Source organism: Pseudofulvibacter geojedonensis (assembly GCF_042675745.1).
Taxonomy (GTDB): domain Bacteria; phylum Bacteroidota; class Bacteroidia; order Flavobacteriales; family Flavobacteriaceae; genus Pseudofulvibacter; species Pseudofulvibacter geojedonensis.
In genome coordinates this window covers 116,620-141,994 of sequence record NZ_JBHTJM010000005.1, presented here as the reverse complement: position 1 = coordinate 141,994, position 25,375 = coordinate 116,620, and the positions used below count along the sequence as shown (strand labels likewise).

At 32.4% G+C, this 25,375-nt stretch carries 31 protein-coding genes; 21 read left to right on the top strand and 10 right to left on the bottom strand.

Going from position 1 to position 25,375, the window contains the following annotated elements:
• Window positions 1-11 precede the first annotated feature (11 nt).
• Window positions 12-629 (top strand): hypothetical protein, encoded by a 618-nt coding sequence (locus ACFQ1O_RS04395; protein ID WP_377713752.1) that lies wholly within the window; start codon window positions 12-14, stop codon window positions 627-629.
• A 191-nt stretch (window positions 630-820) separates the two neighbouring features.
• Window positions 821-2,071 (top strand): hypothetical protein, encoded by a 1,251-nt coding sequence (locus ACFQ1O_RS04390; protein WP_377713750.1) that lies wholly within the window; start codon window positions 821-823, stop codon window positions 2,069-2,071.
• Window positions 2,072-2,173: 102 nt separating this feature from the next.
• Here the strand turns inward: ACFQ1O_RS04390 and ACFQ1O_RS04385 are convergent, their stop codons facing one another.
• Window positions 2,174-2,938, bottom strand: a complete 765-nt coding sequence (locus ACFQ1O_RS04385; protein WP_377713747.1) for an HNH endonuclease — start codon at window positions 2,936-2,938, stop codon at window positions 2,174-2,176.
• Between the two features lie 145 nt (window positions 2,939-3,083).
• Here ACFQ1O_RS04385 and ACFQ1O_RS04380 point away from each other — a divergent pair, with 145 nt between their 5' ends.
• A complete protein-coding gene (locus tag ACFQ1O_RS04380) occupies window positions 3,084-3,407 on the top strand; it encodes an HNH endonuclease signature motif containing protein (protein ID WP_377713745.1) in 324 nt (107 codons plus the stop codon).
• 132 nt (window positions 3,408-3,539) lie between these two features.
• On the opposite strand, the gene ACFQ1O_RS04375 is transcribed toward ACFQ1O_RS04380, so the two are convergent.
• Window positions 3,540-3,842, bottom strand: a complete 303-nt coding sequence (locus ACFQ1O_RS04375) for a hypothetical protein (protein ID WP_377713743.1) — start codon at window positions 3,840-3,842, stop codon at window positions 3,540-3,542.
• A complete protein-coding gene (locus ACFQ1O_RS04370) occupies window positions 3,817-4,041 on the bottom strand; it encodes a helix-turn-helix domain-containing protein (protein WP_377713740.1) in 225 nt (74 codons plus the stop codon). The genes ACFQ1O_RS04375 and ACFQ1O_RS04370 overlap by 26 nt, the downstream gene beginning before the upstream one ends.
• Before the next feature lie 88 nt (window positions 4,042-4,129).
• Here ACFQ1O_RS04370 and ACFQ1O_RS04365 point away from each other — a divergent pair, with 88 nt between their 5' ends.
• Genes ACFQ1O_RS04365 through ACFQ1O_RS04355 form a run of 3 tightly spaced genes read left to right on the top strand, consistent with a single transcriptional unit; the run spans window position 4,130 to window position 5,296 of the window.
• A complete protein-coding gene (locus ACFQ1O_RS04365) occupies window positions 4,130-4,348 on the top strand; it encodes a hypothetical protein (RefSeq protein WP_377713738.1) in 219 nt (72 codons plus the stop codon).
• A gap of 10 nt (window positions 4,349-4,358) precedes the next feature.
• Window positions 4,359-4,799, top strand: a complete 441-nt coding sequence (locus tag ACFQ1O_RS04360; protein ID WP_377713736.1) for a hypothetical protein — start codon at window positions 4,359-4,361, stop codon at window positions 4,797-4,799.
• Window positions 4,800-4,801: 2 nt separating this feature from the next.
• A complete protein-coding gene (locus ACFQ1O_RS04355; protein ID WP_377713734.1) occupies window positions 4,802-5,296 on the top strand; it encodes a hypothetical protein in 495 nt (164 codons plus the stop codon).
• Between the two features lie 165 nt (window positions 5,297-5,461).
• Here ACFQ1O_RS04355 and ACFQ1O_RS04350 read toward each other — a convergent pair whose 3' ends face one another.
• Window positions 5,462-6,277, bottom strand: a complete 816-nt coding sequence (locus tag ACFQ1O_RS04350; protein ID WP_377713732.1) for a hypothetical protein — start codon at window positions 6,275-6,277, stop codon at window positions 5,462-5,464.
• A 732-nt stretch (window positions 6,278-7,009) separates the two neighbouring features.
• Between ACFQ1O_RS04350 and ACFQ1O_RS04345 the strand changes: the two genes are divergently transcribed.
• From ACFQ1O_RS04345 to ACFQ1O_RS04325, 5 genes are all read left to right on the top strand, one after another.
• A complete protein-coding gene (locus ACFQ1O_RS04345; protein ID WP_377713730.1) occupies window positions 7,010-7,162 on the top strand; it encodes a hypothetical protein in 153 nt (50 codons plus the stop codon).
• A gap of 341 nt (window positions 7,163-7,503) precedes the next feature.
• Window positions 7,504-8,079 (top strand): tyrosine-type recombinase/integrase, encoded by a 576-nt coding sequence (locus ACFQ1O_RS04340; RefSeq protein ID WP_377713728.1) that lies wholly within the window; start codon window positions 7,504-7,506, stop codon window positions 8,077-8,079.
• Between the two features lie 252 nt (window positions 8,080-8,331).
• Window positions 8,332-9,861, top strand: coding sequence for a hypothetical protein (locus tag ACFQ1O_RS04335; protein WP_377713726.1), 1,530 nt, complete (start codon window positions 8,332-8,334; stop codon window positions 9,859-9,861).
• Between the two features lie 79 nt (window positions 9,862-9,940).
• The gene (locus ACFQ1O_RS04330) at window positions 9,941-10,873 is read left to right on the top strand and encodes a tyrosine-type recombinase/integrase (RefSeq protein WP_377713724.1); all 933 of its coding nucleotides are present in this window, start codon (window positions 9,941-9,943) and stop codon (window positions 10,871-10,873) included.
• Window positions 10,866-11,771 carry a tyrosine-type recombinase/integrase gene (locus ACFQ1O_RS04325; protein WP_377713722.1) on the top strand — a complete coding sequence of 302 codons (906 nt, stop codon included), beginning with the start codon at window positions 10,866-10,868 and terminating at the stop codon, window positions 11,769-11,771. The genes ACFQ1O_RS04330 and ACFQ1O_RS04325 overlap by 8 nt, the downstream gene beginning before the upstream one ends.
• Before the next feature lie 45 nt (window positions 11,772-11,816).
• Here ACFQ1O_RS04325 and ACFQ1O_RS04320 read toward each other — a convergent pair whose 3' ends face one another.
• Complete coding sequence (locus tag ACFQ1O_RS04320; protein WP_377713720.1) at window positions 11,817-13,301, bottom strand: ATP-dependent endonuclease; 1,485 nt, start codon at window positions 13,299-13,301, stop codon at window positions 11,817-11,819.
• A 215-nt stretch (window positions 13,302-13,516) separates the two neighbouring features.
• Between ACFQ1O_RS04320 and ACFQ1O_RS04315 the strand changes: the two genes are divergently transcribed.
• The 3 genes from ACFQ1O_RS04315 to ACFQ1O_RS04305 all read left to right on the top strand — a co-directional run bounded on the left by ACFQ1O_RS04315 (window position 13,517) and on the right by ACFQ1O_RS04305 (window position 15,662).
• A complete protein-coding gene (locus ACFQ1O_RS04315; RefSeq protein ID WP_377713718.1) occupies window positions 13,517-14,494 on the top strand; it encodes an RHS repeat-associated core domain-containing protein in 978 nt (325 codons plus the stop codon).
• A gap of 40 nt (window positions 14,495-14,534) precedes the next feature.
• A complete protein-coding gene (locus ACFQ1O_RS04310; protein ID WP_377713716.1) occupies window positions 14,535-14,858 on the top strand; it encodes a hypothetical protein in 324 nt (107 codons plus the stop codon).
• A gap of 174 nt (window positions 14,859-15,032) precedes the next feature.
• On the top strand, window positions 15,033-15,662 hold the full coding sequence (locus ACFQ1O_RS04305; RefSeq protein ID WP_377713714.1) for a hypothetical protein: 630 nt from the start codon (window positions 15,033-15,035) through the stop codon (window positions 15,660-15,662).
• Between the two features lie 136 nt (window positions 15,663-15,798).
• On the opposite strand, the gene ACFQ1O_RS04300 is transcribed toward ACFQ1O_RS04305, so the two are convergent.
• Both ACFQ1O_RS04300 and ACFQ1O_RS04295 read right to left on the bottom strand, forming a co-directional pair.
• Complete coding sequence (locus tag ACFQ1O_RS04300) at window positions 15,799-16,248, bottom strand: hypothetical protein (protein WP_377713712.1); 450 nt, start codon at window positions 16,246-16,248, stop codon at window positions 15,799-15,801.
• Entirely contained in the window at window positions 16,249-16,488 is a 240-nt protein-coding gene (locus ACFQ1O_RS04295; protein WP_377713710.1) for a helix-turn-helix domain-containing protein, read from the bottom strand.
• A gap of 334 nt (window positions 16,489-16,822) precedes the next feature.
• Between ACFQ1O_RS04295 and ACFQ1O_RS04290 the strand changes: the two genes are divergently transcribed.
• The gene (locus tag ACFQ1O_RS04290) at window positions 16,823-17,263 is read left to right on the top strand and encodes a hypothetical protein (protein ID WP_377713708.1); all 441 of its coding nucleotides are present in this window, start codon (window positions 16,823-16,825) and stop codon (window positions 17,261-17,263) included.
• 2 nt (window positions 17,264-17,265) lie between these two features.
• Window positions 17,266-17,760 (top strand): hypothetical protein, encoded by a 495-nt coding sequence (locus tag ACFQ1O_RS04285; RefSeq protein ID WP_377713706.1) that lies wholly within the window; start codon window positions 17,266-17,268, stop codon window positions 17,758-17,760.
• 165 nt (window positions 17,761-17,925) lie between these two features.
• Here the strand turns inward: ACFQ1O_RS04285 and ACFQ1O_RS04280 are convergent, their stop codons facing one another.
• The gene (locus ACFQ1O_RS04280; RefSeq protein ID WP_377713704.1) at window positions 17,926-18,738 is read right to left on the bottom strand and encodes a hypothetical protein; all 813 of its coding nucleotides are present in this window, start codon (window positions 18,736-18,738) and stop codon (window positions 17,926-17,928) included.
• 720 nt (window positions 18,739-19,458) lie between these two features.
• Here ACFQ1O_RS04280 and ACFQ1O_RS04275 point away from each other — a divergent pair.
• From ACFQ1O_RS04275 to ACFQ1O_RS04255, 5 genes are all read left to right on the top strand, one after another.
• On the top strand, window positions 19,459-19,602 hold the full coding sequence (locus tag ACFQ1O_RS04275) for a hypothetical protein (protein ID WP_377713702.1): 144 nt from the start codon (window positions 19,459-19,461) through the stop codon (window positions 19,600-19,602).
• A 399-nt stretch (window positions 19,603-20,001) separates the two neighbouring features.
• The gene (locus ACFQ1O_RS04270) at window positions 20,002-20,526 is read left to right on the top strand and encodes a tyrosine-type recombinase/integrase (RefSeq protein WP_377713700.1); all 525 of its coding nucleotides are present in this window, start codon (window positions 20,002-20,004) and stop codon (window positions 20,524-20,526) included.
• A gap of 252 nt (window positions 20,527-20,778) precedes the next feature.
• The gene (locus ACFQ1O_RS04265) at window positions 20,779-22,308 is read left to right on the top strand and encodes a hypothetical protein (protein ID WP_377713698.1); all 1,530 of its coding nucleotides are present in this window, start codon (window positions 20,779-20,781) and stop codon (window positions 22,306-22,308) included.
• 80 nt (window positions 22,309-22,388) lie between these two features.
• The gene (locus ACFQ1O_RS04260) at window positions 22,389-23,324 is read left to right on the top strand and encodes a tyrosine-type recombinase/integrase (RefSeq protein ID WP_377713696.1); all 936 of its coding nucleotides are present in this window, start codon (window positions 22,389-22,391) and stop codon (window positions 23,322-23,324) included.
• Window positions 23,317-24,222 (top strand): tyrosine-type recombinase/integrase, encoded by a 906-nt coding sequence (locus ACFQ1O_RS04255; protein ID WP_377713694.1) that lies wholly within the window; start codon window positions 23,317-23,319, stop codon window positions 24,220-24,222. The genes ACFQ1O_RS04260 and ACFQ1O_RS04255 overlap by 8 nt, the downstream gene beginning before the upstream one ends.
• 63 nt (window positions 24,223-24,285) lie before the next feature.
• Here the strand turns inward: ACFQ1O_RS04255 and ACFQ1O_RS04250 are convergent, their stop codons facing one another.
• A complete protein-coding gene (locus ACFQ1O_RS04250) occupies window positions 24,286-24,885 on the bottom strand; it encodes a mobile mystery protein B (protein ID WP_377713692.1) in 600 nt (199 codons plus the stop codon).
• Window positions 24,876-25,370 carry a mobile mystery protein A gene (locus ACFQ1O_RS04245; protein WP_377713689.1) on the bottom strand — a complete coding sequence of 165 codons (495 nt, stop codon included), beginning with the start codon at window positions 25,368-25,370 and terminating at the stop codon, window positions 24,876-24,878. Before ACFQ1O_RS04245 ends, ACFQ1O_RS04250 begins: the two co-directional genes overlap by 10 nt.
• Between the last annotated feature and the right edge of the window lie 5 nt (window positions 25,371-25,375).

Below are 25,375 nucleotides of genomic sequence, written 5' to 3'. Positions count from 1 at the left end.
TAATGAGACATTTGTTTATAAAAAACACAAAGAATGTAACAGATAAATTAAATGATGTTTCTTTAATTTTAAAGGAAGATAAAATAGATTTACCTAAAATTGTATTCAATGAAAAATTATATAAGAAATATCTCTTTTATGATTTTGACTATATTTTTTCAGAGTTTTTTTATGAGGATATAATAAGTTATTTAAAAGCAACTAATCAAAAAAGCTTTGTTTTTATATGTCTTGAACCTCAAGAGGATGAATGTGTTTTTGAACATTTTGAATCTTATAATTTAATCGAGTTTCCAGTAGATTTATCATTCAATGAATATATTTATAATTTGAATTATGGAGTTAATAACGATATATCTAATGCGGTGATTCATAGAGGGCAAAAGTTTCTTATTTATTCTGAGAAGAAGGATTTAGTCTTTTTTGCTAATAGAAAATTTGAAATGGGGGTTTTTGGCTACGACCAAAACCAAATTGATGAAAAAAATATAAAAGTTTTTATTGATAATTTTATGAGTGCTGAAGAATTTTTGACAGAGAGCCTAACCTTTTATTCAAATTTGGATAATATACGAGATGAATTTATAGAATTTTTATATTCTGTAAGAACTAACTACGGAAAAGACTAGAAGCTTATACAGTTCAATAAATTAAACACCAAACTAAAAAAGCAGCTCACTATAATCCAGTGGGCTGTTTACATTATAACCCACCCCTCACAACCAACATCCCCTCTCCTCTAGAGGCTTAACATAATTTACAAAATAGAATCGTATATTCGAGATGTGAAGAGATACGAAATAATTAAAAAGAATATTACTTGAAAATAATTTTTTGCAATATAGATAACGATATAAGTGAATATCCAGAAGAAGGATATCATTTTTCAGACGTTATTTCAAGCTCTAATAAAATTCCAGAAAAAGGAATTGCAATCATTTCTTTTGACAGAGATAGCATAGCCTGTATTGCGACATATAAAAAGACAGGTAGAGTTGCTACTAAAAAAGATAGAATAGCATTCAAAAACTTTGTGGTATTAGAAAATGAAATTACAATTGAAGATATTGAAATTAATCTTTCTTCAAAAATCAAAAAACACTTTTACAGACAAGCAACAAGTCATATAACTGTTTTTTCTGAGAAAGTTTGCGATGGAGTTCTTGGGTATTTTTCAAAAAAACACCCAAGGATATACGATGAAATACAACTTTTAGATAAGCGTATTCAAAATTATATGCCCAAATACACTAAAAGAGTTGAAGAAATTATCGCTCAAGAAAAAGATGCGGTAAACCTAGTATTTAAGATGTTTAATTTTAATGAATCTGATATCCCCATATGGAGTTCAAATGATAATACAGCACCATTTTTAAAAGGATTCAATAATATGACAATTCGTGAAGACCCAATGGTAAATCACGATTCCCAAGTATTTGGAGATTGGTTAAAAATTAAACAACATGCTCAAGGGATTGTAGAGTTTGTAAAAGAGAATCAAAAAGTTACACTAATGAATGTTAATAGACAACCCCTTGAAAAAACTATGGGTGTTGATTTATTAATATACCATCATACATTCGATTCATATACTTTTATTCAATATAAACGAATGACTAAAGAATCTGATATATACTTATACAGACCTTCAGATTCTACATATAAATCTGAAATAGAACGGATGAACTCGTTTATGGAAAAAATCACCCCTAATGTATCTAATAAAGATTTAAAGAATTATAGATTTAATGATGACTTATTCTATTTCAAATTGTGTCCAGCTAGAATAGAAAATTCTTTTTCTAATCGAATGGTAGGTGGAATGTACTTACCGCTTGAATTATGGAATATACTTTTGGAAGATGATTGTACTAATGGTCCAAAAGGAGGAAAACAATTAAACTTTAACAATGTAGGAAGGTATTTTAATAATTCTCAATTCATTAACTTAGCTCAAAATGGTTGGATTGGAAGTAAAGTTGAAGATTCAAAAAATATAACCGATATCATTATGGATTCAATCAATTCAGATAATTCGATAACTTTAGCTGAATATAAAACTGACAACTAATACTGGTGTAATTCTTTGCGGCGGCGATGACTTTTCTAAAACGCCTATTTTAAAAGGAGAATAATATAAAGTGGTTAGATCCGCTTCGCGGATTCTAACCCTTTACATATATCCATAATGTGGCAACGTATCATATTCTTTTGTACAGTTTAAAAATATTTTTGGGATTTTCAATTCAAACTTATTGTTAAATTTAAATGAGAAGTCTAATGAGTATTTACCTAATGGTGGATAAACCTGATTATTATATTCATTATATAGCTCAACTTGAAATTTGAATGCCCTACCTGCTGGTATTTCAATTTCTTCATCTAAATATATATCATTAGTTATTCCTTCTTTTGGTATTTCTATTTTATACTTTATAACTGGTCTAAGAGCTCTTGGTAATGGTTCAGCTACTCCAGTCATACCAACTGGCATTTCTTTACTGGATAATTTAATACCCGTAAGTAATTGAGTTTTATTTGAGTTGTTCAGGAATACTAAGTTAAATACTGGATAGTGAGATTTTAATAAATTATTAGCTTCAAAGGCTATAACGTTAGATTGAATTGGAAGCCAGCCGCATTGCTTTTTATCCACTGATATAGAAATGAATTCTAGTTTCTGAATTTGTTCATGAATTGTTTTTTTCTTCTCTACAACCTTATTCATCAATATATCCCCCTTAGTTATTTTTGAATGGCATGTTGGACATAATAACAATAAGTTATTTAATGAATTATCTGAAGGATTTTCATTTATATGATGAATTTGGAAATGTCCCACATCTGTGCTTTCACAAAATGGACAAGATGAGTTTATCTCTTTTTGAAGTTCTGCTCTAACTTTACTTACTTTGGGTATACTAACTCTTTTCTTCATTCAGCTTATATATTAGTCATCTGCTAAAATAATTATTGAGAATTCAATTACGCATTGGAAATTAAAACGAAAATAGGTACATAAAAAAATACCTAAAAACTGGTATTGTGTCGATTAAATTATTAGCCTATTTTGTAAAAAAAACATGAGTAATTTTTCAGAAGATATAATTAATAGCGTTTGGGAGAAAGCAGAAATAGTAAATGAAGGTAGTAAAAATGAATGGCGTCAAGATTATGCTGGTGCTTGGATAAATAAAAATCAATATGGTGAAGAATCTGATTATGGTTGGGAAATAGACCATGCAAACCCTGTATCAAATGGTGGTGGAGATGAATTAGCTAACCTAATGCCTTTGAATTGGAGAAATAATAGAACTAAAAGTGATGATTATCCGAGTTTTAAAACATCCGTTACTTCAGATGGAAATAAAAATATAGAGAAAGAAAAAAATTGGAAGTATAATTAATAATGAGATTTAAGTTACCATACTGGATTAGACAAATTAGATACGCATTTAATTGCTTATGGTATCACGTTCTATTTCCAATTGGTGCTAAACAAGATGATTTTTCTAAAACGTATTTCAAGAATAATAAATCTAAAAAGTAATATCACCAGAATACTTATCCAATATCTGACCATGCTTGAATGATTTCAGACCAACTATCTTATTCGATTCTGAATCATAATGAACCTCAACAAAGAACTTATCTATAGCATATAGAACCATTTTAATGCCATCTTGGGTGACGACATCTAAGTAAGTTCCATTATCCCAAACGGTCTGGCATTGGTCTGATTCATTAAGAAGGTTGAACTCGTATAGCGTCATTAAAATAGTTATTTCACTAGCAATGGTAACTGAGGTAATTATCTTAAAAATCAAATAGGTCTTTAGCATCTACCCCCAATGCATCTGCTAATAATTTTACAGTACTTATAGAGGTATTAATTTGTCCTTTCTCTATTCTACTAATTTGAGAATATTCCATATCTGCTTTTTCAGCAAGTTTCTCCATTGTCATTTTCTTACTTTTACGAACCTTTCTAAGGTTCTCACCAAATAAAATAACGAATTCTGTATCTACTTTTCTTCTCACGAAGGCAAGGTCGGGTTATAATTTTTCTTTCGTTATAGCATATAATGCTATATTTTATTATATTTGGCTATAACCAAAGGCTAAAACAATGAAATTAAACAACTACTCAGTTAACGAATATACTCAGGTACTAGATAAGTTTGCCCGCGCCAAAACCGTGCATAATGCGACCTACATGGCTGATTATACCAGCGAGAATTTATTTTGGTTGTTACTGGGATGGGTATTCCAATTGGCAGTATACATATTGATTTATCCTATCACCTTCATTATTGTTACTGCTATCAAATTATTTAAAAACCAATAATCAATACACAATGAATAGACTGTTCATATTAGCCATTATAATGCTTGTATTTGCCTCTTGTTCATCAGATGATAACAATACATCAAGCCCAAGTAATTCAACCTTAGTAACCTTACAAGCTAATAAATGGGTATTGTTTCAAACCATAACTGAACAATCAAATCCAGCTGATGAATTTGCTGTTCCAGTTGCGTATTATAACCGCAAGGAGATTGACTTTATTAATGATTCTGAATATGAACTAACTATTTATAATGCTGGTATTTCTCCTATATCATTTGTATATGGCTTAACTGTTAGTGAACAAATCCTCCTACGAGATTATGGAACTGCAAACATTAGTTATATAAACTACGATGATGCGTCACAAACGTTCTATGTAAGGAAAAAATATATCTCTATGTCTGGAGAGACAATCAAAAAAGAATACTATAAAATAAAAGAAGATTAATTATGAAAAATATATTAGGTACTTTACTCTTTGCAATAACTATTATGTTATTCTTATTTAAAAACTGTAGCAGTGATAGTGAATCCAAATATATACAAGTTAAGGACTGGAATAGTGAAGCTTCTGTAAGAGAAGGTATGCAAGGAAAATGGTACACGGCTCAAGACCAAATTGCTTCTAGCGCATATTATGTTACTAATGGTACTGGTTGGGAGCGTAGATTATTAATAGAAGGTAATACAGTTACTGCTTGGTCAAGAAGTAATATTAACCCAGAATGGAAAAGGATTGGTTCTGGAGAGCTTAGATTAGTTAAGCATGAAACAAATGCTTTATCTGAGGTTAGTGCAAATCACAGGGCTATTAAATGGATATTTGAAGTCGATTATGACAATAGTGGATTTGAAACATTAACGGTTAAATACGAAAAGAACTCTGGAGGTGTAAAATCTTTTAGGAAAGGTGACTATGATATATATAGAGGTTGGAATCATTAGTATAACATTGAATAGCTTCAGACTGGGGTTATATCACTGCGGCGGCGACGGTTTTTGTAAACCATAAATAACAAAGGATTTAGATCCGCTTCGCGGATTCTAAATCCAATACTAACTAAAAAAGGACTCAATTAAGAGTCCTTTTATTTGCGTTATACTTTAGTATTAAAAATCATAATCGCCGTCAGCCATTGCTTCACTCATTCTATCTTGAACCATTGTTTCATGGTCTATTTTTTGTTTAGCTGGATATTCACATTGAAATGCCAACCATTTGCTAGAAACTGTTTTACGTTCTGGTATTTCATTTTTATCAAAAACCAATTTTTTTAAGTATTCTTCAAATTTAGTTTGAGCTTTTTTAGAATAATTAGGAGCTTTTTTCTCAGTTACTGATAATAGGTTTTTATAAATTTTTCTTTTCTCTTTTTTAAGTACTGGTACCATAACTTTTCTAATTTCTTTGAAGTTCGTAATAAGCCCTTCAGTATGCTTATCCATCTCTAGGTAAAATTTTTGATTTAGTTCATCAATCTCGATATACTCACCTAACTCATTCAAATATTCTAAAAACTCTAGTTCGTTTTGTTCTTTTGTGACTGGGTTTTCAATTACTAGTATTTCAATATCTTTACTAGAATCACGGTTTGACTTATTTAAGTTACCGAATTCAGAAAGGATATAATAATGCCCTTTAAACTTACAGTTCTTCTCGATTTTCTTATTAAGAATTCTTTTTAAGTAGCCGTGCTCCTCTAAATTCTCTAATCCTTTTCTAATCTTATATCTAGTTTCACCGAATCTAGTCATAAGCAAACCTTGGCTTACATAATAGTCGATAGAGTCATTTATGATACTCATAAATATCGTTTTTGCTAAAGCAGTTAAATTTTTATCATACAGTATTGTATTCTTAATCGTAGAGAAATTTCCTTTCTCATTTGCATAGGTATACACTTCCTTGTTTGTAGTTCCTTTCATAATATCTTTTATATTACCTTTTTATTATGTCTAACACTACGAGGAAGGTAAAACCTCCAGTTGCAAGCTGGAGGGATTCCCCGCATGTTGATAAACTTATTATATACAACAAAAACCTAAGTGTCAAGTGTTTTCTGAAAATTTCTTATTTTTTTTTCTTATTACTGGATTGGGTTAATTATTTACCCAATAATTGGGTTAAAAATTGAACACTATACTATATAAGTATTATATAAAACCACTTATGGAAGTGGTGCACCTTAAGTGCACCCACATTCCAACGTGTTTAATGAATGAATAAATTTGATTTTAATTTAGAAGAGAAGTAAAATACTCCAGTAAATAAGATAAAAATCACCTCAGTAATTAGAATTTGGAGCGAGAGCGACTGAGTAAGAATAAATAACACTCCAGTAGTTAATTAAACGGCGCGTAAGCGACGTATATTAATTGTTAAACAACTAACCTCACTCCAGTGTAAAAAGGATATATAGCTCAACTGAAACATTCCAGTAGAAATAGAACAACCAGCCACGGGGGTACCCCAGATGCGGGGGCTCGGGGCGTTAATTATAAAGAGTTAAAACTAACCTTCAGCGTTACCGCGTTTATATTACCTTAATGATATTAAGTCAAATAAAGCCTATGATATAGCTTTTAAAAATTTACCAAAAAATCTGGGGATTTTAAAAGTAAAACCACCTCAGTTGATATTTATAGTTAAACAAGCATATGAAACTAATAATAACCTTAGACCAGTTAAAAAAAGTGGTACACACCAGTAATAAAATTAAATATCCGATTTCCTTTAGAAGTGCTAAAGATTTTGATAAATGGGTAGGACACGTTCAGAAAGCTCACCCAGAACTGTACCCAAATGGTTAAATACTGTACCGAACTACTATAACATGTTTTTAATATTCTATACATAAAGCTAGATTTCTCTTCAGAATCAGGCTTTTTGTTCTAATGGGTGTTCACATTGATTAAAACTTTCTAAAATATTTTGAAAAAATTGGCCAAGAAACTGGCCGTCAAGCCATTGTAGGCCTATTTCGATTTATTATTATTGGCCCAAGCAAATGTTTCACTTTTTGAGAGAAGTGAAATAAAAAACAAGAAACCCAGTAATAACAAGGGTTCTGAGCGATTTAAAAATAATAGTAACCAAAGTAACTTTTAGAAACTGAATTTTCAACTAAAAGTGAAACATAAAAACTAGAATTATGAGTTTATTAGGACAGAAAACAAAATCAGATTTTTTACCATGGTCAGAAATGCAAACCACCGTTTTAAAATTAGAACGTGACGGAGATTTAAAGTTCGCTTTACTGATAGCTACTGGTTCTTATATAGGATTACGCATATCTGATTTACTTCAGTTAAAATGGAGAGACGTTTTAAACCAAGAGTATTTTGTTATCACTGAGAAGAAGACTAAAAAAGAGCGTCGTATAACTATCAATCCAGAATTGCACGAAATTCTAAATCGATTATTCGTAAAGATTAATCCAGAACTTGACCAGTATATGTTCGTAAATCGTTTCGGTAGCAAACCAGTTAGCATACAATATGTTAATAACAAACTGAAGCAAATATTTACCCAATACGGTATTAAAGGACAGTTCAGCTCACACTTTATGCGTAAAACTTTAGGACGTAGAGTTTGGGAAGTTAACGAGTATTCAGATAAAGCTCTTTTATTATTGTCTCAATTATTTAATCACGCATCACCAAATACCACGAAGATTTATCTTGGAATTAAAGAGCAAGAAATAAGCGACTTATACCTCAGCGTATAAAAAAAGTTGGGTTTTGATTTGTTATATCCATTTCAGACTCCTATACTTACATAACTGACTGGGGTAGTATTCTTCTCCTCAGTCAATCCAAGTCAAATAATTTCAACCACAAGTTTATCGATTAATACCTAAATCAAAGACGTCTTGATTGGTATTTCATTTTATCAAATCCATTTGGAGCTAGCCCCTTTGGTATTTGATACGGACATTGTTATGTCCAAAATTGAATATTAATACTTAAAAAACAAAAACATGATTACAGTAATAAACGAAAACTTGTATCAAGGAAATTATGATGAATTAAACATATCAGTGCAGGGTGGTATTGATTATGATGTTTACGATTCATTAAACGTGACACTAAAAATTAACAAAGAAGGAAATCACTATACCATTAGGCATAACCTAGACCTGTATAACGCAAATCATACCGAGAAGTTAAATAGAAAGATAGATGAAGAATTAGGGATAGGGATAACATCAGCAAGAATGGCTCTATCTAGTTTAACAGATGATTTAGAAGAGCTAAGAAATAATACTCAAGAACGTGAAGAAACTGATGCCACAACAGAATATCAGCTATCAGAGGATGAGCAAGAAGAAGCAATTGAGCTGCTAAGCTCAATTGATCTTCTAGCGAAGACCAATTGCCTTATCACTCAAAGCGGTGTTATAGGTGAAGAAATCAACCGACAACTGATGTATTTAATCTATACTAGTAGGTTAACCAATAATCCATTACATAGCATCATTTTTGGCTCTTCTGGTTCTGGTAAAACACATTTACAAAGCAAGATTGCAGATTTGATTCCACCAGAGCATAAAGTTGAGATTACTAGTCTTACAGCCAATTCATTCTATTATCGTGAACAGCATGAGTTAAAGCAGAAACTAATCTTAATTGAAGACATGGATGGGGCACAAGAAGCCTTACTACCAATACGCGAACTTCAAACTAAAAAACGAATTACTAAATCAATAGTTCAAAAAGGTATTGGTGGTTTTGGTAGAACCGTTAATCATATTGTTGAAGGGCCAGTATGTGTATCTGGTTGTACTACTCAAGAATCCATCTATGAAGATAACAGCAATCGTTCATTCTTACTTTATGTAGATGAAAGTTTAGAACAAGATGCTAGAATTAATGCTTATCAACGTATGATTTATGCGGGTAAAGTTGATGAATCTAACCAAAGGGATGCAACCAATTTATTACGCAATGCTCAGCGCCTTTTAAAGCCGATTAAGGTCATTAATCCATTCGCTGAATACTTAGCTTTACCTAGTTCAGTATTCAAGCCTAGACGTACTAATATTCATTATTTACAGCTTATTGAGGTGATTACTTTCTATCACCAGTACCAGCGCAAAGAACAATATGATGAATCAACTGGAGAGGCTTATATAGAAACCACTTTAGAAGATATTAGAATGGCTAATACCCTTATTAAAGATGTTCTTCTAAGAAAGTCTGACACGCTTAACGGCGTTACCAGAAACTATCTAAATAGGTTAAAAGAATACATAAATTCAACGCACTCGAGGTTTTTTACTAATAGAGAAATAAGGAAAGAGTTTGGAATCCCTGAAACCACTCTAAGAAGGTATCACAGTTTATTAGTTGAAGAGCAATTCATAGCAAAGTCTAGAGAAAGTGCAGACGATTCATTTAGCTACTACTTAACTGGATTAGATGAATTTGAATCTATTGATAATGCAATTGAACAAGCCCTTCAGTTATGCATTGAAAACATCGCCAACCCACCAGAGGTTCGCCACTAATAAAATGGCGAGGCTAAACACTAGTGAATACTGGTGATAACAGACACCTCGCCACAATTTTTAATTTAAAAGAAAGCTTATGAAATCATTACCTATATATAACAACAGTTTTAGAGCTTTATTAAGCTCATATGAATCTTGGTTAACTACCAAAAGATATGCAGACTCAACAGCCTACTACATGCCAATACATTTAAGAGAGTTCTTCCATTACTTAGAGAGCCTAGGACATGAAGGAATACAGAATATAACTACGAAATTAGTATCTCAGTACTATGAAAAGCTATCAGTGCGTAAGAATCAAAAACGCGGCGGGGCATTAAGTAACAAAGCGTTAAACAAACATATACAGAGTCTTAAATTATTTGTAGAATACCTCAACAAACATGATGCAACATTTGATTTTGGTGTTCATCTAAAGTCTGAAAAAGTTGATAATCTAACAGCTAAAGATATTCTTAATGTTGACCAGATTAAATTATTATTTGAAGCCTGTGAATACTCAAGTATGAGAGCTAGATACAGATTGAGAGATAAAGCAATGTTGGTTCTTCTTTATTCTTGTGGTTTGCGCAGAAATGAAGCTGTGATGTTAGATGTTAAAGACATTATGCTTGATAAGAACCTGATTCATGTTAGGTTCGGTAAGAAGTACCAAAAGCGCAAAGTCGCTTTTAATGACCGAAACAAGAAAATATTAGAAGAGTACATTTATGAAGCGAGAGGTCAGTTTAAAAATTCTAGGAAAACAAATGCTTTATTTGTTAACCAAGCTGGTGGTAGGTTAAAGGGTAAAAGTTACATAGATAGCCTAAATAGAATAATCACAGCTACTAATGACAAAAGTATCACTAGCAAGAACTTAACTCTTCACACCTTACGACATTGCATTGCAACCCACTTATTGCAAGCTGGAATGAAGTTAGAAATGATTCAAAGGCTATTGGGTCATAAATCCTTGGAATCTACCCAGATATATGTTCATTTATTAAACGAGTTAGACAATGATTAGTTTTAGTGAGTATCTATATAGAAAAGCTTATTCAGATACTACTGTTAAATCTTATGATGGCGGTGCTAATAAGTTCTTGTTATGGTGTAAACAGAAACGATTAGACCCTTGCACCATGAACTATAAGCAATGTCTGAAGTATACAGATTACCTGAACAATAAGAAATCTAAAAATGGAGGCAAACTGTCTGCTAATTCAGTTGGTCATCAACTAGGAGTTGTTAAAGTTTATTTTGAGTATTTGGTATTTACTGAACAGCATAGTAGAAACCTACTTAAAGGGGAATGTATTAAAGATGGTAAACAAGAATATGAGCATGTAATACTAACCTCAACAGAGTTAGAAGAATTGTATTCATGTTATGAAGCTTTAGATGTAAAGAAACCATATTGTAAGCACGTAGCAATGCGTAACAAAGTCTTAGTTGGTTTAGCTGTTTATCAAGGTATGGATGCTGGTGAATTAGTTAGAATTAAAGTTGACGATGTTAATGTTCATAAAGGAAGTGTTTATGTTTCTGGTACTAGAAAACGTAACCGCCGAACCCTTAAATTAGATAGCTCACAAATAGTCTTTTTAATGGATTATCTCCGAATAGACAGACCAATACTTCAGAAACGAATTAACTGCGAATCTGAAGCTTTATTCCCGTCGAATACGACAAGAACCAGCTCGTTAACTTCACCAGTATTTAGACAGCTTAAAAAGATGAATATGAAGGTTACAAACCTAAAACAAATACGTGCTTCGGTTATTACCAAATGGATTAAAGAACATAATTTGCTTGAAGCTCAACGCAGAGCTGGACACCGATTCATATCAAGTACTGAGGCTTATCTTAAGAACGACCATACCGAAATGCATGAAGAAATTGGGTTATATCACCCGATTCAGTAATTCCCGTTTATTATTAAGAGCCGACGGATCGTCGGCTCTTAATAATTAGTTTGCTACAACCGCTAAATTTGACTTAACAATTTCATCTCTTAATCCTCTTAAGATTTCAATAGAGGTTTTCAATTCTTTTTCGGTAAACGGTTTGTTAAGCTGATTTTCTGGATGATGGATTGAGTCTCTAATATATCTAGATAGTGATGTGTTATAAGTTTTTTGGGTTTTTGCATTTATCCAAGTTTTCTTTTTATCTAAAGCATCTAATTTGTCTGGTGATTCAGACTCTATAAACCCAAATAGTTCATTGTGATAATCAGTTGTTAAAATATCAAACACTTCATAATTAACTTCAGAATAAGTAGTGATTTTTTGCTCTATTTTGTTGATAACAGTTTTTAAGTTTTTCTTCTTAGATAACTTAAAGTTTCTATTAAGGTTAAACTTATCAATTAAATAATTTGAGTGCGTAGCAAAAAACAAAATATTATTATTTGAATTGCTCGTTATCTTAATCATTTCTTTAAGTAAATTTATTTGAGCAGGTGGATGGAGATGTGTTTCAGGTTCATCTATTAATAATATTTTATTTCTTAAAGAATCATTATAATTTTCTACTGATACAGTTAATAAAAATGATATAAACTGTTTAAATCCATCACTTCTTTGCCCAGTTGTTTTAGGCTTGTATTTAACATCATTATCTTCTATCAATAAAGATATTTTATTATTGTTAATTTGAAATAAAACTGAGATAGGATGTTCTGGCCAAACACTATTAATATGTTTGGTTGTTAACTCACTTAACTTTGATTGCAAGCTACTAATAGCAACTGGAGTATTTAATTTTCTTATTTCAGATTCTATATTTGAACTCTTAATACCAGCCAATCTGAAACAGTTAAATAATGGTACAGAAACCTTATCTGGAGAACTAGCAAAAGAATTTAAATCTATCTCATCAAGTAACAGATATTCAGGACTAGACTTCCAGAAAACTACTGTATGAGAAGAGTCCCAAAATGTAGTTGATAGATTATTCTTAAAAAAAGTATTTAGATTTAAAGGCTCTGTGCTATCTGTAACTGACTCATCGTCTTTAACCAAAAGCAACCCGTTCATACTATAATTTTCAAATAAGCTATTTTCGAAAGTAACATCCTCTAATTGAGTTTTAATCGTGCTAGAATCATTACTAAACTGAACAATAATATCTACTTTGTTTATCTTAATCTGTGATAAAACTAATTCATCAAAATTATAATCGTCTCTTAACGTCGATTTTATTTCATCTATTTTGTCTTCATCTGGAGTATATGTTAAAACAACTTCTACAGGCTTTGATTGGTCAAAATAATCTAGAGGGTAACTAATGTCTTCGTTGTCGTAAAGTGAAACAGCTTTTAAAAAACTACTCTTTCCCGATTCATTAATACCTAATAAAGAATATGTATAGCTCCCATTTATTTCTTCAATCGCTACTTCAATTTCTTCTATACTTCTATAATTTCTAATTGTTATATTCTCTAACTTCATAAATTATGACTCTTAAATTCTGTACTAAGATACTTAATCATCAAACTAAAAATAACCCATAGACCTTCGACTTATTAACAACTTTTCCTACATTTACACCACGTTCTTATAAAGATAGGTTCAGGAATAATTCTGGAAGGTATAGCTGTTTTTTGCTAGCGGTGTAATACTCCTTTGGCTTAAAACATAATTATGGTGTATCTTCACCGCTAAGCGTGATTACTGGTAGACAGCATAAGTATGGGTATAATGGTAAGGAAGAGAATCAAGAGCTTGGTTTAGAGTGGATGGATTTTGGTGCTCGTAATTATGATGCTGCATTAGGAAGGTGGATGAATTTAGACCCTCAAGCAGAAACAATGCCTACTTATTCTCCGTACAATTTCGCCTTTAACAATCCTGTCTACTTTGTTGACCCAGATGGTGAAAGACCTTGTCCAAATGGAGATTGTGGCGGAGCTGTAATAGCAGTATTTTATCATGGAGGACCATTTGGTGGAGGAAAGACAACCACAGCTGATAAAGCAGGTGGAACAGGTAATATATACAACAATGCTAAATCATTTGCAGGAGTTGCTGGTAGGGAATTTAAAGGTACTATTATTGCACCTGGATTAACTTCAGCTTCTGGTACCGAAACAGGTTTAGATTTTATTAGAAATAATTATTCAGATGGAGACCAAGTAATAATTTATGGCTATAGCTATGGTGTTGATGTTGCAGTTGATTTAGCTGAAGAATTAAAAGAGTTAGGGATTGATGTAGATTTATTAGTAACTGTAGACGGTTCAGATGGGCCATTACAAAATACAACTGTAAACACTGACATACCAGATAATGTAGATACAAATTTAAATGTTTATCAAGATGAGGACTCAGGAACTTCTAATGCTTCTCCTGGTGTAGCTTCTGGAAGCACTGGAGCATCTTCTTCTGGACCTCCAGGTGCATCATCAGGTTCAGCCTCAGGTTCATCATCTGGTAAATCAAGCGGTGGAAGCAGTGGAAGTAGTAGTCCTTCAAGTAATTCTCCTGGTTCAAATGGAGGTCCTAATTCTGCTGTGAATTCAGAAAAAACTAATGTTATAAATAAAAATATAACTGGAAAAGGAGTTACTCACGGTAATATACAACAGAAGGCTCAAAATATAATTCAACCACTTATTAATACAAGAATAAATAACTATCAATAACCTCAATAAAATGAAAAATCTAATTATAACATTGATAATTATGCTCAGTCTTTTTTCTTGCCAAAAAGATATTGAAAATATTAACGTAAAAGGAATTATTATCGATTCTCAAACCAAGAATCCAGTTGAAAATGTTGAAGTAACAATTATATGTTGGTATTACGGGAATAGTCCAGACCAAAGCTATAAAGATAAGTTCACTAAAACTGTAAAAACCAATCATAGAGGAGTTTATTCTGTTGACTTTGATAAAGGAGCATATGTTGAAGTGCTAACATCTGTTTCAAATTATATGGATGGACATGAAGTAACGTATGTCGAAAAAAGAGAAAACACAATAGATATAACTATTGTGCCTAAATAATCACCAAACAATAAAAGCAGCTCACTCTAATCCAGTGGGCTGTTTACTTTATAACCCACCCCTCACAACATCCCCTCTCCAATAGAGGCTTAGATAAATGGATTTATTCTTACATTTTAGAGATTTTGTATATTCGAGGTAAGTTTATTTAAAAAATTAAAAAGGAGAAATTAAATGGAATTAATTGAGGAAATTTTAAAATTCTCTATTGGAGGTTTAACTATAACAGGGATAGTTGTTTTTCTTGGCAAGCTAATTTTAACTAAAAGTTCTGATATAATTATAGAAAATCATAAAAACCAACTTGAAATATCAAAAGCTAATCATCAAAACCAACTTGAGATTTTTAAAACTGAGCATCAAATTAAATTCTCAAAACTACATGCAGAACGTGGTGAAATAGTAAAAGAAATTTATAAAGCATTTTATGAGTTAGAGATTAAACTTGAATCAATGACTACTCTTTTTCAAGGTCCAGAATGGACCACTGATAAAACTAGAGATGAAGATGCAATTTCTAAATACCGTGAAACACTTCAATTATTAGAAAACAACAGAATTTTCTTTTCTGAAGAATTGTGCACGCAGTTAACATCAGCTTTAGAAGATTATAAAGCAATCATAAACCAAATGTTACAAGCGAAAAACCATGCTAGATTTGAGTCTGATGGTTCTGGTTATAGATTTCCTGATGGAGAAGGTTCAATTGACCTATGGAGAGATGCTGAAAAGAAAACTAAAAATGAAATAAGAGAACTCAGGTTAGAATTAGCAAGAGTCTTTAGGGACTTGATAGGAGCTTAAACCTATTATAACCCCTTTCACATAGTTATCATTTGCGGCGGCGATAACTTTTCTAAAACGCCTATTTTAAAAGGAGAATAATATAACGTAATGTACTAGGGATTATGATCGCTGCGCGATTCATAATCCACTAATATTATTGCCAACCCCAAAATTTTCTAACAAATGCTGCATCACTATTTGGAGCTTTTTTCCTTGGCTCTTTTATTCTAGCAACTAACTTTTCATCAATATCATATTTAATATCACCAAAGATTGCAGCACCAATAATATCATAACGTTTCTTTAACTCTTTAAGATACTCGTCCCCTTCAGGAAAAACATCTCCATGTTTATTTGTGATTGAATCAATTCGTATTGAGATTAACAAATAATCGTCATTACTCTTTTCTATGATTTCAATCAAATCTTCAATGCTTATCCACTTTTCCTGAGCTGAAGAAACTAACACCTCAATACCTATTTCATCATCCTCTCGTTGAACTCTAGTAGATTTGCCTCTAAAAATTCCTGTTAAACATCTAATTAGTGATGATTTCCCTTTATTGGCTGTACCAAAAACTAAATATAATTTTTTCTTCCCCACTTAGTCCTCTAAATTTAAAAGTTCATCAAAACTTACTTCAAATACTTTCGCAAATTTAATAACCGTAGAAAGTTTTGGTTCTTGAATTCCTTTCTCGTACTTTCTAATATTTTCTCTATCAATACTCATTGCAGCGCCAACATCCATTTGGGACATCTCACGTTCTTGACGTAATTCTTTAACCTTTTTTCCGAATTTAATTACCTCAGGTGGTATTGGTTTTTTTCTTTGTCTTGGCATATACACAAAGTTGAAGAATATGCTTGGTTTGTTAGGGATTGTATAAAAGGGGTTGTTTGTTCGGCAATAATATTATATATTTGGCCATAACCAAAGGCTAAAACAATGAAATTAAATAACTACTCAGTTAACGAATATGCTCAGGTACTAGATAAGTTTGCCCGCGCCAAAACTGTGCATAACGCGACCTACATGGCAGATTATACCAGCGAGAATTTATTTTGGTCGTTACTGGGATGGGTATTCCAATTGGCAGTATACATAGTTGTTTATCCTATCATATTTCTAGTCGTAACTATCATTAAATCATTTAAAAACCAATAATCATTATACAATGAAAAGACTATTCATATTAGCCATTATAACGCTTGTATTTGCCTCTTGTTCATCAGATGATAGCAATCCATCAAGTCCAAGTAATTCTACCTTAGCAACCTTACAAGCTAATAAATGGGTATTGTTTCAAACCATAACTGAACAATCAAATCCAGCTGATGAATTTGCTGTTCCAGTTGCGTATTATAACCGCAAGGAGATTGATTTTATTAGTGATTTTGAATATGAACTGACGATTTATAATGCTGGTATTTCCCCTGTATCATTTATATATAGCTTAACCATTGGTGAACAAATCCTCCTACGAGATTATGGAACTGCAAACATTAGTTATATAAACTACGATGATGCATCACAAACGTTCTATGTAAGAAAAAAATATATTTCTATGTCTGGAGAGACAATCAAAAAGGAATACTATAAAATAAAAGAAGATTAATTATGAAAAATATATTAGGAACTTTACTCTTTGCAACAACTATTATGTTATTCTTATTTAAGAACTGTAGCAGTGATAGTGAATCCAAATATATACAAGTTAAGGACTGGAATAGTGAAGCCTCTGTAAGAGAAGGTATGCAAGGAAAATGGTACACGGCTCAAGACCAAATAGCTTCTAGCGCATATTATGTTACTAATGGTACAGGTTGGGAGCGTAGATTATTAATAGAAGGTAATACAGTTACTGCTTGGTCAAGAAGTAATATTAACCCAGAATGGAAAAGGATTGGTTCTGGAGAGCTTAGATTAGTTAAGCATGAAACAAATGCTTTATCTGAGGTTAGTGCAAATCACAGGGCTATTAAATGGATATTTGAAGTCGATTATGACAATAGTGGATTTGAAACATTAACGGTTAAATACGAAAAGAACACTGGAGGTGTTAAATCTTTTAGGAAAGGTGACTATGATATTTATAGAGGCTGGAATCATTAGTATAACATTGAATAGCTTCAGACTGGGGTTATATCACTGCGGCGGCGAGGGTTTTTGTAAACCGTAAATAATAAAGGATTTAGATCCGCTTCGCGGATTCTAAATCCAATACTAACTAAAAAAGGACTCAATTAAGAGTCCTTTTATTTGCGTTATACTTTAGTATTAAAAATCATAATCGCCGTCAGCCATTGCTTCACTCATTCTATCTTGAACCATTGTTTCATGGTCTATTTTTTGTTTAGCTGGATATTCACATTGAAATGCCAACCATTTGCTAGAAACTAATTTACGCTCTGGTATTTCATTTTTATCAAACACTAATTTCTTTAAATATTTTTCAAACTTAGTCTGAGCTTTTTGTGAGTAATTCGGAGCTTTTTTCTCTGTAACTGATAATAATTCCTTATATATTTTTTGTTTCTCTTTCTTTAGAATAGGTTTAATAACTTCTCTTAATTCTTCAAAATCAGTTATTAAACCATCACTACATCTATCCATTTCCTCATAAAACTTTCGGTTAAATTCTTCAATTTCAATATATTCTCCAAGTTCATCTAAATAGATAAGAAATTCTTGTTGGTTTTCTTCTATAGTCACTATTGGTTCTTCTATTATGAATTCGACAGCGCCATCAGGGTTAACATCTTTATTCAAATTACCATATTCTGATAAAATATAGTAGTGACCTTTAAATTTACAACCCTCTTCGATTCTATTATTTAGTTTTCTTTTTAGATAACCGTTCTTTTCTAAATTTTTTAACCCCTTTCTAATTTTATATCTAGATTCACCAAATCTTTTAATCAATAAACCTTGACTTATATAGTAATCTATTGAATCATTCATGATACTCATAAATATAATTTTTGCAAGAGCAGTTAATTTTTTATCATACAATATTGCATTCTTAATTGTAGAGAAGTTTCCATTCTCATTGTCGTAAGCGTACGCTTCTTTGTTAGTAATTCCTTTCATATTACCTTTTTATTATGTCTAACACTACGAGGAAGGTAAAACCTCCAGTTGCAAGCTGGAGGGATTCCCCGCATGTTGATAAACTTATTATATATAACAAAAACCTAAGTGTCAAGTGTTTTCTGAAAATTTCTTATTTTTTTTTCTTATTACTGGATTGGGTTAATTATTTACCCAATTATTGGGTTAAAAATTGAACACTATACTATATAAGTATTATATAAAACCACTTATGGAAGTGGTGCACCTTAAGTGCACCCACATTCCAACGTGTTTAATGAATGAATAAATTTGATTTTAATTTAGAAGAGAAGTAAAATACTCCAGTAAATAAGATAAAAATCACCTCAGTAATTAGGATTAGGAGCGAGAGCGACTGAGTAAGAATAAATAACACTCCAGTAGTTAATTAAACGGCGCGTAAGCGACGTATATTAATTGTTAAACAACTAACCTCACTCCAGTGTAAAAAGGATATATAGCTCAGCTGAAACACTCCAGTAGAAATAGAACAACCAGCCACGGGGGTACCCCAGATACGGGGGGGCAGGGCGTTAATTATAAAGAGTTAAAACTAAACTTCAGCGTTACCGCGTTTATATTACCTCAATAATATTAAGCTAAATAAAGCCTATGATATGGCTTTTAAAAATTTATCAAAAAATCTGGCAATTATAAAAGTAAAACCACCTCAGTTGATATTTATAGATAAACAAGAATATGAAACTAATACTAACCTTAGACCAACTTAAAAGAGTGGTTCACTCCAGTAACGAAATTAAATATCCGTTAACCTTTAGAAACGTTGAAGACTTCGATAAATGGGTTCAGCACGTTGAAAAACTTGCAAGAACGTACCAATAGCTATGTTTTATTGTTCCTACTTTGTATAACATTGCTTCAAATGTTTCTTTAAAGAGCTTGATTTTCATTGATTTTCAGGCTTTTTACATTGGTAGATATTCAAATTGATTAACAATTCTAAAAATATTTTGAGAAAATTGGCCAAGAAACTGGCCGTCAAGCCATTGTAGGCCTATTTCGATTTATTATTATTGGCCCAAGCAAATGTTTCACTTTTCAAACGAAGTGAAATAAAAAACAAGAAACCCAGCAAAAACAAGGGTTTCAAGACGTATCAAAAAAATAGTAATCACAGTAACTTTTTTTTAGCGAAATGGCTAAGGTAAGTGAAACATAAAAACCAGAATTATGAGTTTATTAGGACAGAAAACGAAATCAGATTTTTTACCGTGGAATGACATGCAAACGACAGTATTGAAATTAGAACGTGATGGCGATTTAAAATTTGCGTTATTAATTGCAACGGGTTCTTATATAGGTTTGCGTATATCCGATTTACTTCAATTAAGATGGTGTGATGTTATTAACCAAGAATATTTTACCATTATAGAGAAGAAGACAAAAAAAGAACGTCGTATTACTATTAACCCAGAGTTACACGAAATACTGAATCGGTTATTTGCCAAGATTAATCCAGAGTTAGACCAATATATGTTCGTGAATCGTTTCGGTAATAAACCAGTAAGCGTACAATACGTTAACAATAAACTGAAACAGATATTTACTAAATACGGAATTAAAGGACAATTCAGTAGTCACTTCATGAGAAAAACGTTGGGTCGAAGAGTTTGGGAAATGAATGAATACTCAGATAGAGCCTTGTTACTATTATCACAACTATTTAATCATGCATCTCCCAATACTACTAAGATTTACCTTGGTATTAAAGAGCAAGAAATTAGCAACTTATACCTCAGCGTGTAAAAAAAAGTTGGGTTAAAATTTGTTATATCCAAATTGGACTCCTATACTTACATAGTTGGCTGGAGTAGTGTTCTTCTCTTCAGCCTCAAATCAAATAAGTTTCAACCACAAGTTTAACGATTAATATCTAGGTCAAAGACGTCTTGACCTATGTATTACAATTTATCAAATCCATTTGGTACTAGTCCTCATGGTATTTGGTTCGGGCATTTCTATGCCAAAAATTAAATATTAATTATTAAACAAAACATTATGATTACAGTAATAAACGAAAACTTGTATAGAGCAGAATACGAAGCATTAAACTTCTCAATCCTTGGTGGAATTGATTACGCTTCTCACGATACATTAAGGGTAACACTGAAGGTTAACAAACCTGATAGCAACTATTCCATTAGGCATAATATAGACTTATATAATGGAAACCAAACAGAAAGATTCGTTGTTCGGATGTCTGAAGAACTAGAAATCGGAATCCTATCAGTTAGACAAACTCTAATCACTTTAACTGATGAACTGGAAGAGTTGAGAAACAGCACCAGAGAAGAGGAAATAACAGAATCTACGGCTGGTTATCAATTGTCAGCGGATGAGCAAGAAGAAGCAATTGAGCTGTTAAGCTCAATTGATCTTCTAGCGAAGACCAATTGCCTTATCGCTCAAAGCGGTGTTGTAGGTGAAGAAATCAACCGACAACTGATGTATTTAATCTATACTAGTAGGTTAACCAATAATCCATTACATAGCATCATTTTTGGCTCTTCTGGTTCTGGTAAGACTCATTTGCAAAGCAAGGTTGCAGACTTAATACCACCTGAGCATAAATTGGAATTTACAAGCCTTTCAGCTAATTCATTTTACTATCATGGACAAAGTGATTTAAAAAACAAACTAATTCTGATAGAAGACTTAGACGGTGCTGAATCTGGGCTACTACCCTTGCGCGAACTACAGACAAAGAAACGCATCACAAAATCAATCGTACAAAAAGGTATTGGAGGTTTTGGAAAAACTGTTCAATATGTAGTAGAAGGTCCAGTATGTGTATCAGGTTGCACCACACAGGAATCAATTTATGAAGATAATAGCAATCGTTCATTTCTACTATATGTAGATGAAAGCCAAGAACAAGATGCGCGAATTAATGCTTATCAACGTATGATTTATGCGGGTAAAGTTGACGAATCTGAACAAGAAAAAGCAGCAAAGTTATTACGCAATGCGCAGCGTCTTTTAAAGCCGATTAAGGTTATTAATCCATTCGCTGAACACTTAGCTTTACCAAGTTCAGTATTTAAGCCTAGACGTACTAATATCCACTATTTGCAACTGATTGAGGTGATTACATTTTATCACCAGCACCAGCGCAAAGAACAATATGATAAATCGACTGGAGAGGCTTATATCGAAACAACACTAGAAGATATTCAGATGGCTAATACGCTCATTAAAGATGTTCTTCTAAGAAAGTCTGACACGCTAAACGGCGTTACCAGAAACTATCTAAATAGATTAAAAGAGTACTTAAATTCAACGCACTCGAGGTTCTTTACCAATAGAGAAATAAGAAAAGAGTTTGGAATCCCTGAAACCACTCTAAGAAGGTATCACAATTTATTAGTTGAAGAGCAATTCATAGCAAAATCTAGAGAAAGTGCAGACGATTCATTTAGTTATTACTTAACTGGATTAGATGAATTCGAATCTATTGATAATGCAATTGAACAAGCACTTCAGTTATGCATTGATAACATCGCCAACCCGCCAGAGGTTCGCCAATAGTAAAATGGCGAGGCTAAACACTAGTAAATACTGGTGATAACAGACACCTCGCCACTATTTTTAATTTAAAAGAAAGCAATATGAAATCATTACCAATATATAACAACAGTTTTAGAGCACTAATAGACTCTTACCAATCATGGTTGACAGCAGAAAGATACGCCGCAACAACCGTTTATTATATGCCGATACACTTAAGAGAATTCTTCCATTATCTGGAGACTTTGGGACACGAAGGGATTGAGTATATAACTACCAAATTAGTATCTGAATACTACGAACAACTATCCATTCGCAAGAACCAAAAACGCGGTGGGGCTCTAAGTAACAAAGCTCTAAATAAACATATTCAGAGTCTTAAATTATTTGTTGAATACCTAAACAAACATGATGCTAATTTCAGTTTTGGAGTGCATCTGAAGTCTGAGAAAGTAGACAATCTAACTACTAAGGATATCCTGAGTGTAGCACAAATAGAACAGCTATTTGAAGCATGTGAGTATTCACACATCTCTGCTAAATATAGACTTCGTGATATGGCATTGTTAACAGTTCTATACTCATGTGGGTTAAGACGAAATGAAGCTGTTCAGCTTGATGTAAATGACGTTAAGTTTAATAAAAACTTGATACATGTTCGTCATGCTAAAAAGAGTAAAGAACGTTTTGTGGTTATCAATGACCGTAACAAGAGAATACTGGAGGACTATCTTTATGAAGCAAGACCTCAGTTTGGAATATCTAAAAAATCTAAGGCTTTATTTGTGAATCAATATGGTAGGCGAATGAGTGGTCAAACATTCTCAAATAGATTGAAATCTATACTCAAATCAACTGAAGACAAAAACATCACCAGTAAACATGTAACGCCGCATACGTTGAGACATTGTATTGCGACTCACTTTCTACAATCTGGTATGAAACTTAAAAAGATTCAAAAGTTTTTGGGACATGCGTCTATCGAGGCTACCCAGATATACACCCATCTGTTAACTGAATTAGAAGACGATGATTAGTTTCAGTGAGTATCTGCATAAACATGCGTATGCTGATGCAACTATTATAACGTATGATAACGGTGTGGCTAAGTTCTTATTATGGTGCCAACAGAAAAGATATGAGATAAACCAACTGAACTATAAACAGTGTAAAGAATATCTAATATACCTCAACACAAAAAAGGGAATTCGCGTCAATAAATTAAAAGCAAAAACAGTGAATCACCAGTTAGGAATACTAAAAGCGTATTTTAATTATCTGGTGTTTACTGACCAACATTGTAACAACCCTTTGGCAAATACCAACCTTAAAAATGTTAAACGTAAGTTCTATCACCAGTTACTTACTTCTCAGGAACTGGAAGATTTGTATTTCAATTTTGACACCTTAGACATTAAGAAACCAAGATGTAAATCAGTAGCAATTCGTAACAAGGTCTTTATTGGCTTGGCAGTATTTCAAGGGTTAACTGCTAAGGAACTGAAGCGTATTAAGGTCGGTGATATAAACCTTAACCGTGGTAAAGTTAAAGTTTCTGGAACAAGGAAAAGTAATGGTCGAACATTAGACCTCAACGGTGGACAAAGTTACCTTCTAATGCAATATTTACAAGAAGACAGAGCAATACTCCAGAAACGAATTAATTGCGAGTCTGATGCTTTATTTCCTATGAATTCAGATAGGATTAGTTGTTTAACTGCTCCAGTATTTAAAGAGTTAAAGAAGCTGAATCTTAAAGTTACCAATTTAAAACAGATACGTGCATCTGTGATAACACAATGGGTTATGAAATATGATTTACGTACGGCACAAGTAAAAGCGGGACACCGCTACATCTCAACTACGGAATCTTATATTGAGAATGACCATACTGAGATGCATGAAGAAATAGAGATGCATCACCCGATTAAATAACCCCAGAATATTATAGAGCCGCCAGGATCTGGCGGCAACTATATAATGCATGTTAGTTTATCGTTACGATTGTGCAAATGCAACTAAGTCTTCAAACTCTCCAATATCACCCTTTTTTAGAGCTTTAATGTAGCTACTACGTGCTTCACCTTTATCAACAAGACCTTTTTGTCCCCAAGTAAATTTTGAGCCTTTAAAGACGTTTTTCATCATTATATCACCCATTAAACGTGAGTGTCTTCCATTACCATTAGGGAAAATATGTATAGCAACTAATTCATGTTTAAATCGAATACTTATTTCTTCTGGTGAAAACGTTTCATTCTCAATCCAAAACTTACAATTATCTAGTAGCTGTTTTAAACGCATTGGAATCATATAACGTTTAATACCAATGGTTTTTTCACTTGTTCTAGTCTCACCAGCCCATGACCATACATCACCAAGCATTTTCTTATGAACTGCATAAATGAAATCTTCAGTAAGTATCTTATCTACTTTGAACTTCCTACGTATTAAGTAAAACTCTACAGCCTTTTGAATGTTCAATTGCTCAAACTCATCTAACTCACCTCTAGTTGTAATAGCTGGTATGAGTAACCCTTCCATTTCCTCCTCACTTAGAGGAGTTTGCCCATCATCATATATTAGCTCTAATCCCATAAGTAGCGTGGCATTTCGTATAGTAATTCAGCTGTTTTCTCTTCAACTGCTTTCTTTAAACGTTTGTTAGTGTTCTCTTGGTCTTCTAAAGCCATTGTATCGGATGTAGTCCTCACGATATCTATAGCTAATTCTCTTGCTTGTTTTTCTATAGATTTCTCAATAGAACCATCCATAGGAACAAAACCGTAAACCAATTTCATATTTAAAGCTCTTCCAGCTTCTTCTAAACTTTTAAGGGTAATATTGCCCTCACGCTCACGTTTTTCTATTGATTCAGCCGATGATGGGTTAATGTCTAAACGTTCACCAAATTGCCTTAATGACATCTTATATGCTTTGCGAATAACATGTAACCAACCTTTCTCTGGAATGCTAATTTTTAATAATGATTTATATTCCTTGAGTTTTTCATCAAGTTGGTTAATCATTAATTTTTGATTTGAATCTTTCATAATATCAACCTTATTTATGACTATAGTCATAATAT